Source organism: Demequina soli (genome assembly GCF_000971195.1).
Taxonomy (GTDB): Bacteria; Actinomycetota; Actinomycetes; order Actinomycetales; family Demequinaceae; genus Demequina; species Demequina soli.
Map to the genome: position 1 here is coordinate 337,755 of NZ_BBLZ01000004.1, position 13,540 is coordinate 351,294.

General features: G+C 70.5%; 11 protein-coding genes. 3 read left to right on the plus strand and 8 right to left on the minus strand.

Going from position 1 to position 13,540, the window contains the following annotated elements; genetic code table 11:
* Nucleotides 1–3: 3 nt before the first annotated feature.
* From AOM04_RS10680 to uvrA, 4 genes are read right to left on the minus strand one after another with little or no spacing between them, the layout of a single operon-like run.
* The gene (locus tag AOM04_RS10680; protein WP_062464766.1) at nucleotides 4–951 is read right to left on the minus strand and encodes a gluconeogenesis factor YvcK family protein; all 948 of its coding nucleotides are present in this window, start codon (nucleotides 949–951) and stop codon (nucleotides 4–6) included.
* Nucleotides 948–1,868 (minus strand): RNase adapter RapZ, encoded by a 921-nt coding sequence (gene rapZ, locus AOM04_RS10685; RefSeq protein WP_082104578.1) that lies wholly within the window; start codon nucleotides 1,866–1,868, stop codon nucleotides 948–950. Before rapZ ends, AOM04_RS10680 begins: the two co-directional genes overlap by 4 nt.
* Complete coding sequence (gene uvrC / locus AOM04_RS10690) at nucleotides 1,865–3,748, minus strand: excinuclease ABC subunit UvrC (protein WP_062464767.1); 1,884 nt, start codon at nucleotides 3,746–3,748, stop codon at nucleotides 1,865–1,867. The genes rapZ and uvrC overlap by 4 nt, the downstream gene beginning before the upstream one ends.
* Before the next feature lie 20 nt (nucleotides 3,749–3,768).
* Entirely contained in the window at nucleotides 3,769–6,609 is a 2,841-nt protein-coding gene (gene uvrA, locus AOM04_RS10695; protein ID WP_062464768.1) for an excinuclease ABC subunit UvrA, read from the minus strand.
* Between uvrA and AOM04_RS14615 the strand changes: the two genes are divergently transcribed.
* Genes AOM04_RS14615 through AOM04_RS10710 form a run of 3 tightly spaced genes read left to right on the plus strand, consistent with a single transcriptional unit; the run spans nucleotide 6,571 to nucleotide 7,917 of the window.
* A complete protein-coding gene (locus AOM04_RS14615) occupies nucleotides 6,571–7,305 on the plus strand; it encodes a hypothetical protein (protein ID WP_156160698.1) in 735 nt (244 codons plus the stop codon). The genes uvrA and AOM04_RS14615 overlap by 39 nt on opposite strands.
* The gene (locus AOM04_RS10705) at nucleotides 7,302–7,628 is read left to right on the plus strand and encodes a transcriptional regulator (RefSeq protein ID WP_062464770.1); all 327 of its coding nucleotides are present in this window, start codon (nucleotides 7,302–7,304) and stop codon (nucleotides 7,626–7,628) included. Before AOM04_RS14615 ends, AOM04_RS10705 begins: the two co-directional genes overlap by 4 nt.
* Nucleotides 7,629–7,632: 4 nt before the next feature.
* The gene (locus tag AOM04_RS10710; protein ID WP_062464771.1) at nucleotides 7,633–7,917 is read left to right on the plus strand and encodes a YciI family protein; all 285 of its coding nucleotides are present in this window, start codon (nucleotides 7,633–7,635) and stop codon (nucleotides 7,915–7,917) included.
* Between the two features lie 151 nt (nucleotides 7,918–8,068).
* On the opposite strand, the gene AOM04_RS10715 is transcribed toward AOM04_RS10710, so the two are convergent.
* The 4 genes from AOM04_RS10715 to rpsA form a co-directional block, all read right to left on the minus strand.
* Nucleotides 8,069–9,064, minus strand: coding sequence for a TerC/Alx family metal homeostasis membrane protein (locus AOM04_RS10715; protein ID WP_062464772.1), 996 nt, complete (start codon nucleotides 9,062–9,064; stop codon nucleotides 8,069–8,071).
* A gap of 56 nt (nucleotides 9,065–9,120) precedes the next feature.
* Nucleotides 9,121–11,181, minus strand: coding sequence for an excinuclease ABC subunit UvrB (gene uvrB / locus AOM04_RS10720; protein WP_174447671.1), 2,061 nt, complete (start codon nucleotides 11,179–11,181; stop codon nucleotides 9,121–9,123).
* Between the two features lie 61 nt (nucleotides 11,182–11,242).
* A complete protein-coding gene (gene coaE / locus AOM04_RS10725; RefSeq protein WP_062464774.1) occupies nucleotides 11,243–11,836 on the minus strand; it encodes a dephospho-CoA kinase in 594 nt (197 codons plus the stop codon).
* A 100-nt stretch (nucleotides 11,837–11,936) separates the two neighbouring features.
* Complete coding sequence (rpsA, locus tag AOM04_RS10730) at nucleotides 11,937–13,442, minus strand: 30S ribosomal protein S1 (RefSeq protein ID WP_062464775.1); 1,506 nt, start codon at nucleotides 13,440–13,442, stop codon at nucleotides 11,937–11,939.
* Nucleotides 13,443–13,540: the final 98 nt, after the last annotated feature.

Genomic DNA, 13,540 nt, shown 5'->3' on the forward strand with positions numbered 1-13,540 from the left:
CTGTCAGCGCACCGGCGTGCCGCCGGAGCGGACCCACGTCACGAGCGCCTGATACTGCTCGCGCAGCAGCGCCGCGTCGTGGCGGTCGAGCGTCCCGGGCTCGCGCATCGGCGCCGCGACGTAGCGCGCGCCCCACGCCTCGACGGCGGCCCGGAGCGCCGCATCGTCCTCCGACGCGTCGACGAGCACGGCCGCCGGCACGAATCCGGGCGCCGCGGCACGCAGCGCCGCGATGTCGTCGACGCGGTCGGTGCCGGCGGTCTCCTCGTCCTCGTCGGCGATGTTGAGCGTGAGGATGGTGCGCGGGCCGGCGTCGACGAGCGCGGCCGCGACGCGCGGCACCAGGAAGTGCGTGAGCACCGAGGTGTACCAGCTGCCGGGGCCCAGGATGATCGCGTCCGAGGAGGCGAGCGCCTCGAGCGTGCCCGCCGGGACCGCGGGGTCGACGGGATCGATCGCGAGCGACCTCACCCGTCCGGGCGCCGTCGCGACCGCCACCTGGCCGACCACGCGGCGCGGGCCCTCCGCGCAGTCGACGACGGCGCTCACCGTGATGGGCTCCGTGGACACGGGCAGCACGCGGCCTTCGGCACGCAGCAGCCGGCCCACCCAGTCGAGACCCTCGACGATCCCGCCGGTGCGGTCCCACAGGCCCGCGATGAGCAGGTTGCCGACGGCGTGCCCGTCGAGCGGACCCGCCGTCGCGAAGCGCCACTGGAGGACGTCGCGCCAGGTCCTCCCCCACTCGGTGTCCTCGCACAGCGCGGACAGCGCCATGCGCAGGTCGCCGGGCGGCGGGACGGGCATCTCCGCGCGGATGCGGCCGGACGAGCCGCCGTCGTCGGCGACCGTCACGACGGCGGTGATGGACTCGCACGCGCCCCGCAGCGCGGTGAGCGTCGCGTAGAGGCCGTGTCCGCCTCCGAGGGCGACCACGTGCGGCCCGGTCATCGGGGCTCCCGGTCACGATGCGTGACGCGCACCTGGTAGCCGCGGTCGCCGAGGACGCGACCCAGCTCCTCGGCGATCGCGACCGACCGGTGCTTGCCGCCGGTGCAGCCGACGCCGATGGTGACGGAGTGCTTGTCGTGCGCGCGGTAGCGGTCGAGCACGCCCGCGATCACGTCCGCGTAGCCGTCGACGAACTCCCGCGCGCCGTCGGACGCGAGCACGTAGTCGCGCACCGGGGCGTCGAGCCCGGTGAGGGGGCGCAGCTCGGGCTCCCAGTGGGGGTTCTGGAGGAAGCGGACGTCGGCGACGAAGTCCGCGTCGCGCGGCGACCCGTTCTTGAAGCCGAAGGACTGCACGTTGACCTGGAGGGGTCGCTCGGTCTCCCCCGCCACCTCGGTCATGACGTCGCGCAGCTGGTGGACGTTGAGGTGCGAGGTGTCGACCACCTCGGTGGAGCGCTCGCGCACGGCGGCCAGCGCGGCGCGCTCCCGGGCGATGCCCTCGAGGATGGTGCCGTCGCCCTGCAGCGGGTGGGGCCGGCGGGCCTCCTCGAAGCGGTGCACCAGCGTCGCGTCGGACGCGTCGAGGAACACGAGCCGGACGGTGATGCCGCGCTCCTCGAGCTCGTCGAGGACCGCGTCGACGTCCTGGAAGAAGTCACCCCCGCGGACGTCGACCACGGCCGCGAGGCGGTGGTGGCGCCCGCGGCCCACCATCTCGACCAGGCCGGCGAGCAGCTGCGGCGGCAGGTTGTCGACCACGTACCAGCCCAGGTCTGCCAGGGCCGCGGCGGCCTTGGTGCGGCCCGCGCCGGACATGCCGGTGAGCACCATGACCTCGGCGTCGACGCCCGTCATGTCGAAGGTCGGGCGCGGGATGCCCGACGGGTAGGTGACCGGGGGGACCTCGTCCATCATGCGTCCAGCATGCCAGCCTTGCCCCGGAGGGCCTGGTAGACGGTCCGCGCGGTGCCCGATCCCACGCCGGGCACGAGCGCGATCTGCTCGATCGACGCCTCCTTGAGGCGCGCGAGCGACCCGAAGTGCGTGAGCAGCGCCTTGGCCCGCGTCGGGCCCACGCCGGGGACCTCGTCGAGCTGCGAGACCTTCATGGCCTTGGTGCGCTTGGCGCGGTGGTGCTTGATCGCGAACCGGTGGGCCTCGTCGCGGACGCGCTGGAGCAGGTAGAGGGCCTCGGAGCCGCGCGGCAGGATCACCGGGAAGTCGTCGCCCGGCACCCACACCTCCTCGAGGCGCTTCGCGAGCCCCACCACGGCGATGTCGGGCACGCCGACCTCGTCGAGCGTGCGCCGCGCGGCGTTGACCTGGGGCAGGCCGCCGTCGACCACCACGAGCTGCGGCGGGTAGGCGAAGCGCGCGGACTCGCGCTCCTCGGGGGGCAGCCGCGACTCCTCGAGGTAGCGCGTGAAGCGCCGCGACAGCACCTCGTGCATCGCCTCGGTGTCGTCGACCGCGTCCGCGATGGAGAACTGGCGGTACTCCGGCTTGCGCGCGATCGCGTCCTCGAACACCACCATCGAGCCCACCTGGTTGGTGCCCTGGGTGTGGGAGATGTCGTAGCACTCGATCCGGAGCGGCGCCTCGGTGAGCCCGAGCGCCTCCTGCAGCTCCTGCAGCGCCGCCGACCGCGTGGTGATGTCCGACGCGCGCTTGAGCCGGTGCTGCTCGAGCACCTGGACCGCGTTGCCGTGGCCCGTGGTCGCGAGCTCGGCCTTCTTCCCCCGCGCAGGCACGCGCATCGTCACCTTGGAGCCTCGCAGGCCCGACAGCCACTCCGTGAGGGACGATGCGTCGCCGGGCAGGTGCGGCACCAGCACCTCGGGCGGCACGTCCTCCGCATCCACGGACCCGTAGGCCTCCTCGAGCAGGCGGCTCACCATCGCGGGGCCGTCGAGCGGCTCGGGCTTGTCGACCACCCAGCCGCGCTCGCCGGCGATGCGCCCGTCGCGGACGTGGAACACGTGGGCGGCGGCCTCGAGCTCGTCGTCCTCGAGGGAGAAGATGTCGGTGTCGACGCCCGGGTCGAGCACGATCGCGTTGCGGGCCATCACCGCGTCGAGCGCGCGGAGCCGGTCCCTCGCGCGCGCCGCGGACTCGAAGTCCTCGCGCTCCGCCGCCGCGTGCATCGTCTCCGTGAGGTCGCGTACCAGGGGCTTCGCGTCACCCGCGAGCACGTGGCACACGCGATCGGCGAGCTCGCGGTGATCCTCGGGCGAGATCCGGCCCACGCACGGCGCGGAGCACTTGTCGATGTATCCGAGCAGGCACGGCCGGCCCTGCCGCTCGGCCTTGCGGAACACGCCGGGCGCGCATGTGCGGACCGGGAGCGCGGTGAGCAGCGTGTCGACCGTCTCGCGGATCGCCCACGCCTTGGCGTACGGCCCGAAGTAGCGGACGCCCTTCTTGCGGTCGCCACGCATCACCTGGATGCGCGGGAAGCGCTCGTTCATGGTGACCGCGAGGTACGGGTAGGACTTGTCGTCGCGGAAGACCACGTTGAACCGCGGGTCGTACTGCTTGATCCAGGTGTGCTCGAGGATGAGCGCCTCGACCTCGTTGCGCACCACCGTCCATTCGACGGACGATGCGGTGGTCACCATGGCGCGCGTGCGCGGGTGGAGCTGGGAGAGGTCCTGGAAGTAGTTGGCCAGGCGGGCGCGCAGGCTCTTCGCCTTGCCCACGTAGACCACGCGGCCGTGCGGGTCGCGGAACCGGTACACGCCGGGCTGCGTCGGGATGGTGCCCGGCGCGGGGCGGTACGAGGCGGGGTCGGTCACGTCGCCAGCCTACGCACGCCTCACGCGGGCGCCGGGGCGCCCAGGATCTCCGCGAGGAAGAGGCCCGTGTGGGAGCCCTCCGCGCGCGCGATCTCCTCGGGCGTGCCTTCCGCGATCACCATGCCGCCGCCGGAACCGCCCTCGGGACCCATGTCGATCACCCAGTCCGAGGACTTGATGACGTCGAGGTTGTGCTCGATCACGATCACCGTGTTGCCCTTGTCGACGAGGCCCTGGAGCACGCCGAGGAGCTTGCGGACGTCCTCGAAATGCAGGCCGGTGGTGGGCTCGTCGAGGACGTAGATGGTGCGGCCGGTGGAGCGGCGCTGGAGCTCGGAGGCGAGCTTGACGCGCTGCGCCTCGCCGCCCGACAGGGTGGGGGCGGGCTGGCCGAGGCGGACGTAGCCGAGCCCCACCTCGACGAGCGTGGTGAGGTGGCGCGCGATCGACGGGATCGCCTCGAAGAAGTGGGCGGCCTCCTCGATCGGCATGTCGAGCACGTCGGACACGTTCTTGCCCTTGAAGTGCACCTCGAGCGTCTCGCGGTTGTAGCGGGCGCCCTTGCACACCTCGCACGGGACGTACACGTCCGGCAGGAAGTTCATCTCGATCTTGAGCGTGCCGTCACCCGCGCACGCCTCGCATCGTCCGCCCTTGACGTTGAAGGAGAACCGGCCGGGCCCGTAGCCGCGGACCTTCGCCTCCTGGGTGTCCGCGAAGAGCTTGCGGACCTTGTCCCACACGCCGGTGTAGGTCGCGGGGTTGGAGCGCGGGGTGCGGCCGATGGGCCCCTGGTCGACGTGGACGATCTTGTCGAGCTGGTCGACGCCCGTGATGCGGGTGTGGCGGCCCGCGACCTGGCGCGCGCCGTTGAGGGTGTTGGCGAGCGACGTGTAGAGGATGCCGTTGACCAGGGTCGACTTGCCGGAGCCGGACACGCCGGTCACCGCGGTGAGGACGCCGAGCGGGAAGTCCACGTCGATGCCGCGCAGGTTGTTCTCGCGCGCGCCGACCACGGTGACCTTGCGCTTCCGATCGATCGGGCGGCGGCTCTCGGGCAGCGCGATCGAGCGGCGGCCCGACACGTAGGCGCCCGTCATGGAGCGCTCGTTGACCAGCAGCTCCTCGTAGGTGCCCGAGTGGACCACCTCTCCCCCGTGCTCGCCGGCGCCGGGGCCGATGTCGACCACCCAGTCGGCGGTGCGGATGGTGTCCTCGTCGTGCTCGACGACGATGAGCGTGTTGCCCAGGTCGCGCAGGCGCGTGAGGGTGTCGATGAGGCGGCGGTTGTCGCGCTGGTGGAGGCCGATCGACGGCTCGTCGAGGACGTAGAGCACGCCCACGAGGCCCGAGCCGATCTGCGTGGCCAGGCGGATGCGCTGCGCCTCACCGCCCGACAACGTGCCCGCGGCGCGCGAGAGCGTGAGGTAGTCGAGACCCACGTCGAGCAGGAAGCCCAGGCGCGCGTCGATCTCCTTGAGGACCTGGACGGCGATCTGGCGGCCGCGCTCGTCGAGGTCCGCCTCCTGGAGGAAGCTGCGGGCCTCGGCGATGGACAGCTCGGCGAGCTCCGCGATGGAGCGGCCGCCGATGGTGACGGCGAGCACCTCGGGCTTGAGGCGCGCCCCACCGCACACGGGGCACGGGACCTCGCGCATGTACGCCTCGTAGCGGTCGCGCGAGAACTCGGACTCGGTCTGCTCGTGGAGGCGCTCGATCCACGTGATCGCGCCCTCGAAGCCGGTGGTGTACTGCCGCTCGCGGCCGTAGCGGTTCTTGAAGCGGACGTGGACCTTGTAGTCCTTGCCCGTGAGGATCGCGGACTGGACGTCCTTGGGCAGGTCCCTCCACGGGGTGTCCATCGAGAAGCCCAGGTCGTCGGCGAGCGCGGTGAGCGTGCGCGCGAAGTAGTCGCTCGACGTGGAGGCCCACGGCGCGACGGCGCCGCCGGCGAGCGACAGGTCGCGGTCGGGGACCACCAGGTCGGGGTCCACCTCGAGGCGGATGCCGATGCCGGTGCACTCGGGGCACGCGCCGTACGGGGCGTTGAAGGAGAAGGTGCGCGGCTCCATCTCCTCGAGCGTGAGGACGTGGTCGTTGGGGCACGCACGCTTCTCGGAGTAGCGGCGCGGCTCGATGTCGCCGTCGACCGGGTCGATCACGACGAGGCCGTCGGCGATGCGCAGCGCGGTCTCGACGGAGTCGGTGAGGCGCTGGCGGACGCCGTCGCGCGCCACCAGGCGGTCGACGACCACCTCGATGTCGTGCTTGAGCTTCTTCTCGAGCTGGGGCGGCTCGGTGAGCTGGACGGTCTCGCCGTCGACGCGGGCGCGCGCGAAGCCCTGCTGCTGGAGGTCCTCGAACAGGTCCTGGTACTCGCCCTTGCGGCCGCGGATGACGGGCGCGAGCACCTGGTAGCGCGTGCCCTCGGGCAGCGCGAGCACGGAGTCGACGATCTGCTGCGGCGTCTGCGCCTGGATGATCTCGCCGCACACCGGGCAGTGCGGGGTGCCGACGCGCGCGTAGAGCAGGCGCAGGTAGTCGTAGACCTCGGTGATGGTGCCGACCGTCGAGCGCGGGTTGCGGTTGGTCGACTTCTGGTCGATCGACACCGCCGGGCTGAGGCCCTCGATGAAGTCGACGTCGGGCTTGTCCATCTGCCCGAGGAACTGTCGCGCGTACGCGCTCAGCGACTCGACGTAGCGGCGCTGCCCCTCCGCGAAGATCGTGTCGAACGCGAGGGACGACTTGCCGGAGCCGGACAGGCCGGAGAAGACGATGAGTGCGTCGCGGGGAAGGTCGAGGTCGACACCCTTGAGGTTGTGCTCACGCGCACCGCGGACGAGGAGACGGTCGTTCACCCGGCCATGCTACGCGGAAACGCCTTCGAACACACGTTCGACTCGCGCGTGTCGCGGCCCGGAGGCGCCACCTCGACGCACCGCGCCTGGCGCCCGAGCACCGCGCCCGCTTCCTGGGAGGTGCTCAGTGCGCAAGATCGCAAGAATCGGGCACTGAGCACCTCGAAGCGCGACGGCCCGTCGCACGCGGCAACCCACACCACTGCGCCGCACGGTGGACTTTCCAGATCGGCAAGTCATAGGGTTGCCGATATGGAAAGTCACGAGATGGCCGGCGCGGAGCTTGCCGCGGTCGAGGCCACGCGACGGCGCGCAGCCACACGCACCACACCATCGCCATGGTTCAGCGCGGCCTCCAGCACCCTTGTCGCCGCGTACGTCCTCACCATCCTGATCCCGGATGGCCTGCCGAAGTTCGCGAGCACCGCGGTGCTCGGGGGGCTCACGGTCGCGCTCGCGTTCGGTCAAGCTCGGCGGACCGGCGTGCGTCGGTACTCATGGTCGAAGCGCCAGGCCGCGGCCCTCGCAGCGGGCATCGCGACCCTGCTCGGGATCCTCTGCTTCGCCGTGTGGCTCCACGTCGCGCATCCGCTCACATGGGCGACCGTGGCATGCGCGACCGCGGCGTGGGCCACGACGTTCACGTGGCACCGGTGGATCTACCGGTTGCGCAACGACGTGGTTCTTGCGACATGACGGCCCAACCGCCGTTCGACGAGCTCATCCATGCTCCCCACCGCCTGCGGATCATGGCGACGCTCGTGGCGGTCGGCACGGACGTCGAGTTCCAGGCGTTGCAGGACATCCTGGAAGTCGCCGCTCCTGTGGTGAGCAAGCATCTGCGCTTGCTTGCCGACGCGGGCTACGTCCGTATCCTCAAGCCTCGCGGACTAGGGCGGGCGCGTACCTGGGTTGAGGCGACGCCGGCGGGCCGCGACGCCTACATCAGCCACGTCGCCGCACTGCGCACAATCCTCGAGCAGGTCGGACCCGAGACACGCACCAGTGGTGAAGGATGAGCACATGAGCCTCTACGCCGTCCACTACTCCTACGACGAGCGCTCCGCCGAGCGCGAGGACATGCGTCCGGTCCACCGCGAGTGGATCATGACGCTCGTCGACGAGGGGGTCGCCAAGGCGTTCTCGCGCTACGAGGACGGCGGCGAGCCCGGCGCCCTGTTGATCTTCGAGGCCGACAGCGCCGATGACATCGAGGCGATGCTCGCGGACGACCCGTACCAGCGCGCGGGCCTCGTGGTCTCGCACTCGGTGCGGACATGGCCGGCCGGCGGCCCCTGGACCGCCTGACGCCTCAGCCCGGCCCTTGCGGCAGCGGATCCTGTCGCCCATGCCCCGCTCGGCGGCCTTGTGGCAGCGGATCCTGTCGCGTCGGGGAAGGGCTAGGGCGCCGCGTCCTCGTAGCGGTGCTCCCGCGGGAGCCCCTCCCTCAGTGCGCGCATCAGTCCTCCGCGGGTGCCTCGGCCTCGCGCCGCCCCGACACGACGATCGACACCAGCGCCGCTCCCCCGATCGCGACCACGATCACCCCGAGCGACAGCCACGTGGGGATCTCGGGCACCGCCTCGACCGGGTGGCCGCCGTTGATGAACGGCAGCGTGTTCTGGTGCAGCGCCTCGAACACGAGCTTGACGCCGATGAACGCGAGCACGATCGCGAGCCCGACATTGAGGTAGATGAGCCTGCTCAGCAGACCCTCGACCACGAAGAACAGCTGCCGCAGGCCCATGAGCGCGAACGCGTTCGCTGTGAAGACGATGTACGGGTCGTCGGTGAGCCCGAAGATCGCCGGGATCGAGTCGAGGGCGAACAGCACGTCCGTCGAGCCGATCGCGATCATCACGATGAGCAGCGGCGTGACCATGCGCCGGCCGGCCTCACGCACGAAGGCCCTGCCGTCGCGGTAGCCGTCGGTGGTCGGCAGCACGCGCCGCGCGTACGCGACCAGGCGGTTCTCGCGGTACTCCTCCTCGCCGTCGCCTCCCCCGCTCTCACGGGCGACGTGCACCGCGGTGTAGAGGAGGAACGCGCCGAAGATGTAGAAGACCCACGAGAACGCGCTGAGCGCGGCCGCGCCGGCCGCGATGAACAGGCCGCGCAGCACGAGCGCGAGCGCGACGCCGAACAGCAGCACCTTCTGGCGATGCTCCGGCGGCACCTGGAAGCGCGCGAGGATCACCAGGAACACGAAGAGGTTGTCGACCGAGAGGGACCACTCGGTCAGCCATCCCGCGAAGAACTCGGTCGAGCTCTGGGCGCTGTCCCACGCGATCATCGACACGCCGAACACTGCGGCGAGCCCCACGTAGAAGAGCGTCCAGGTCACCGACTCACGGAACGTGGGCTGGTGAGGCCTGCGCACGACGACGTAGAAGTCGAACGCGATGATGGCGATGACGCCGATGATGGTGACAGCCCAGACGAGTCCCGATTCCACCGGTTCATCCTAGGGGCCGCGACCCCACCGCCGGCCCGCATGGGGACGGGAACGCCTCAGCCGGCGTCGATCATCTGCCGGAGCTCCTTCTTCAGCTCGCCGATCTCGTCGCGCAGCCGCGCCGCGATCTCGAACTGCAGCTCCGCGGCGGCCTCGCGCATCTGCGCCGACAGGTCCTCGATGAGCTGCGACAGCTCCTCGGCGGGTCGCTGCGCCAGCAGGGTCTTCTTCCCGCCGCCGGGCGTGGGCGCCTTCTTGGCGAGCTCGAGCGCCTGCGCGGTGTCCGCCTCCTCGCGCGCGAGCATCTCGGTGATGTCGCCGATGCGCTTGCGCAGCGGCTGCGGGTCGATGCCCTTCTCCGTGTTGTAGGCGACCTGGATCTCGCGACGGCGGTTGGTCTCGTCGATCGCGGACGCCATCGAGTCCGTGATCGAGTCCGCATACATGTGCACCTCGCCCGACACGTTGCGGGCCGCGCGGCCGATGGTCTGGATGAGCGACGTGCCGGACCGGAGGAAGCCCTCCTTGTCGGCGTCGAGGATCGACACGAGGGACACCTCGGGAAGGTCGAGACCCTCGCGCAGGAGGTTGATGCCGACGAGCACGTCGAAGCGGCCCATGCGCAGCTCGCGCAGCAGCTCGACGCGTCGCAGCGTGTCGACGTCCGAGTGCAGGTACTCGACGCGGACGCCGCGGTCCCCCAGGTACTCGGTGAGGTCCTCGGCCATCTTCTTGGTCAGCGTGGTGACGAGGACGCGCTCGTCCTTCTCGACCCGCTCCCGGATGCACTCCAACAGGTCGTCGATCTGGCCCTCGGTCGGCTTGACGACGATCTTCGGGTCGACGAGGCCCGTGGGACGGATGATCTGCTCGACGACGCCGTCGGCGCGCTCGAGCTCGTACCTGCCGGGCGTCGCGGACAGGTAGACCGTCTGGCCGACGCGCTCCTGGAACTCGGGCCACTTGAGCGGCCGGTTGTCCAGTGCGGAGGGCAGGCGGAAGCCGTGCTCGACGAGCGTGCGCTTGCGCGACGAGTCGCCCTCGTACATCGCGCCGATCTGCGGCACCGTGACGTGGGACTCGTCGATGACGAGCAGGAAGTCCTCCGGGAAGTAGTCGAGCAGCGTGTGCGGCGGCGTGCCCGCCGCGCGCTGCTCGATGTGCCGCGAGTAGTTCTCGATGCCCGAGCAGGTCCCGACCGAGCGCATCATCTCGAGGTCGAACGTGGTGCGCATCTTCAGGCGCTGCGCCTCGAGCAGCTTGTTCTGCCGCTCGAGCTCCTGCAGGCGCTCCTCGAGCTCCTTCTCGATGGTCGAGATGGCGGCGTTCATGCGCTGCTCGGACGCCACATAGTGCGATGCCGGGAAGATGTGCGCCTGCGTGCGCTTCTCCACCACCTGGCCGGTGAGGGGGTGGAGCGTGTAGAGCGCCTCGACCTCGTCCCCGAACATCTCGATGCGGATCGCGAGCTCCTCGTAGACCGGGATGATCTCGATGGTGTCGCCGCGCACGCGGAAGGTGCCGCGCGTGAACGCGAGGTCGTTGCGCGAGTACTGCATCTGCACGAACTCGCGCAGCAGCGAGTCCCTGTCGAGCACGTCCCCGATCGCGAGCGTCACCATGCCCTGGATGTACTCCTCGGGCGTGCCGAGGCCGTAGATGCACGACACCGACGACACCACGATCACGTCGCGCCTGGTCAGCAGCGAGTTGGTGGCCGAGTAGCGGAGCCGCTCGACCTCCTCGTTGATGGACGAGTCCTTCTCGATGAACGTGTCCGTCTGCGGGACGTACGCCTCGGGCTGGTAGTAGTCGTAGTAGCTGACGAAGTACTCGACCGCGTTGTTCGGCAGCAGGTCGCGGAACTCGTTCGCGAGCTGCGCCGCGAGGGTCTTGTTGTGCGCCATCACCAGCGTGGGCCGCTGGAGCCGCTCCACCAGCCACGCCGTGGTGGCGGACTTGCCGGTGCCGGTCGCGCCGAGGAGGACGACGTCCCGCTCCCCCGCCTGGATCCGGCGCGCGAGCTCGTCGATGGCCTTCGGCTGGTCGCCTGACGGCTGGTACTCGGAGATCACCTGGAACGGTGCCTCGCTGCGGCGGAGGTCGGGGCTGCTCATGGGGTCCACGGTACGCCGGGCCTCCGACAGGACGATGCGGCGGCCGCCCGCCGCGGCGGCGTCACCGGGGGACGTTCAACGACCAGAACGCGTCGACCTGCGCGTCGAGGTCCTCGACCGCGCCCGAGCCGTCGAGCACCACGTCCGCGATCGCGGCCCGCTGCTCGTCCGTCGCCTGCGCGCGGATCCGGGCCCGCGCATCGTCCGCCGTCATGCCGCGCGTCTCGACCATGCGCCGCACGCGCACGTCCTCGGGCGCAGCGACCGTGACGACCAGGTCGAAGTCGGGGCCCTGGCCGCTCTCGAGCAGCAGCGGGATGTCGTGCACGATCACGCCGACGCCCTCGCGCCGCGCCTGCCGGTCCGCCGCGGATCCCATCGCGATGACGTACGGGTGGACGATCGCGTTGAGGCGCAGCCGCGCGCCCTCGTCGCGGAACACGATCGCGGCGAGCGCGAAGCGGTCGAGCGCGCCGTCCGCGATCACGCGGTCGCCGAACTCCGAGGCGATGTCGACGAGCGCGGCCGAACCGGGCTCCACCGCCCGCCGCGCCAGCTGGTCGTGGTCGATGACGCGCGCCCCGAGCGCACCGAAGCGCGCGGAGGCGGTGGACTTGCCCGAGGCGATCCCCCCGGTGAGGCCGATGCGAAGCACGGGGGCAGTCAAGCATGCCCCTCCGACGGGCGCCAATCCAGGCCGGATGCGACGAAGGCCGCCACCCCGGAGGGTGACGGCCTTCGATCGAGCTTGGGGCTTAGTTGCCGCCGGTGAGCTTCTCGCGCAGAGCGGCGAGGCGCTCGTCGGAGGCGAGGGTGCCCATGTCCGACGACGACTCGTCCTGCGACGAGTACGAGGTCGGGCCGTCGGCCTTGCGGCCGCCCTTGCGGGGAGCGGACGACGACGACGATGCCGCGGGAGCGGTGGCCTCGGCCTCGGCGGCCTGAGCGTCCTGCTTCGCGACGAACGCCTTGTGCGCCTCCCAGCGCTCGTGCGCCTTGGCGTACTCGGCCTCCCAGGCCTCGCGCTTCTCCTCGAAGCCCTCGCGCCACTCCTGCGTCTCGGGGTCGAAGCCCTCGGGGTACAGGTAGTTGCCCTGGGCGTCGTACTCTGCGGTCATGCCGTAGAGCGCGGGGTCGAAGTCCTCGCCCTGCGGGTCGACACCCTCGTTGGCCTGCTTGATGGACAGCGAGATGCGGCGACGCTCGAGGTCGATGTCGATGATCTTGACGAAGACGTCCTCGTCGGCCGACACGACCTGCTCGGGCAGCTCGACGTGGCGGGTCGCCAGCTCCGAGATGTGCACGAGGCCCTCGATGCCCTCGTAGACGCGGACGAACGCGCCGAACGGGACGAGCTTGGTGACCTTGCCCGGGACGATCTGGCCGATCGCGTGGGTGCGGGCGTAGACCGCCCACGGGTCCTCCTGGGTCGCCTTGAGCGACAGCGAGACGCGCTCGCGGTCCATCTCGACGGTGAGGACCTCGACCTCGACCTCCTGGCCGACCGAGACGACCTCGGACGGGTGGTCGATGTGCTTCCACGACAGCTCGGAGACGTGCACGAGGCCGTCCACGCCGCCGAGGTCGACGAACGCGCCGAAGTTGACGATCGAGGAGACGACACCCTTGCGGACCTGGCCCGGCGCGAGCGCGGTGAGGAACGACGAGCGCACCTCGGACTGCGTCTGCTCGAGGAAGGCACGGCGCGACAGGACCACGTTGTTGCGGTTCTTGTCGAGCTCGATGATCTTCGCCTCGATGGACTGGCCGATGTAGGGCGCGAGGTCGCGCACGCGGCGCATCTCGACGAGCGAGGCCGGGAGGAAGCCGCGGAGACCGATGTCCACGATGAGGCCGCCCTTGACGACCTCGATGACGGTGCCGGAGACGACGCCGTCCTCTTCCTTGATCTTCTCGATCGAGCCCCACGCGCGCTCGTACTGCGCACGCTTCTTCGAGAGGATCAGGCGACCCTCCTTGTCCTCCTTGGTGAGGACGAGCGCCTCGATGGTGTCGCCGACGTTGACGACCTCATCCGGGTTGGCGTCGTGGCGGATGGAGAGCTCGCGCGAGGGGATCACACCCTCGGTCTTGTAACCGATGTCGAGGAGGACCTCGTCACGGTCGACCTTGACGATGGTGCCCTCAACGAGGTCACCGTCGTCGAAGTTCTTGATGGTCGCGTCGACGGCAGCGAGGAAGTCCTCAGCGGTGCCGATGTCGTTGACAGCGATCTGGGAGTCGGGGGTGGAAACGGACATTAAGGAGTAGCTCCGGTGGACAGGGATCGTATGGATGGTTGTGGACCGGCACGCGGGCGCGCCAGACCATCGGACATACTACCCCGTCGGGCGCCCCC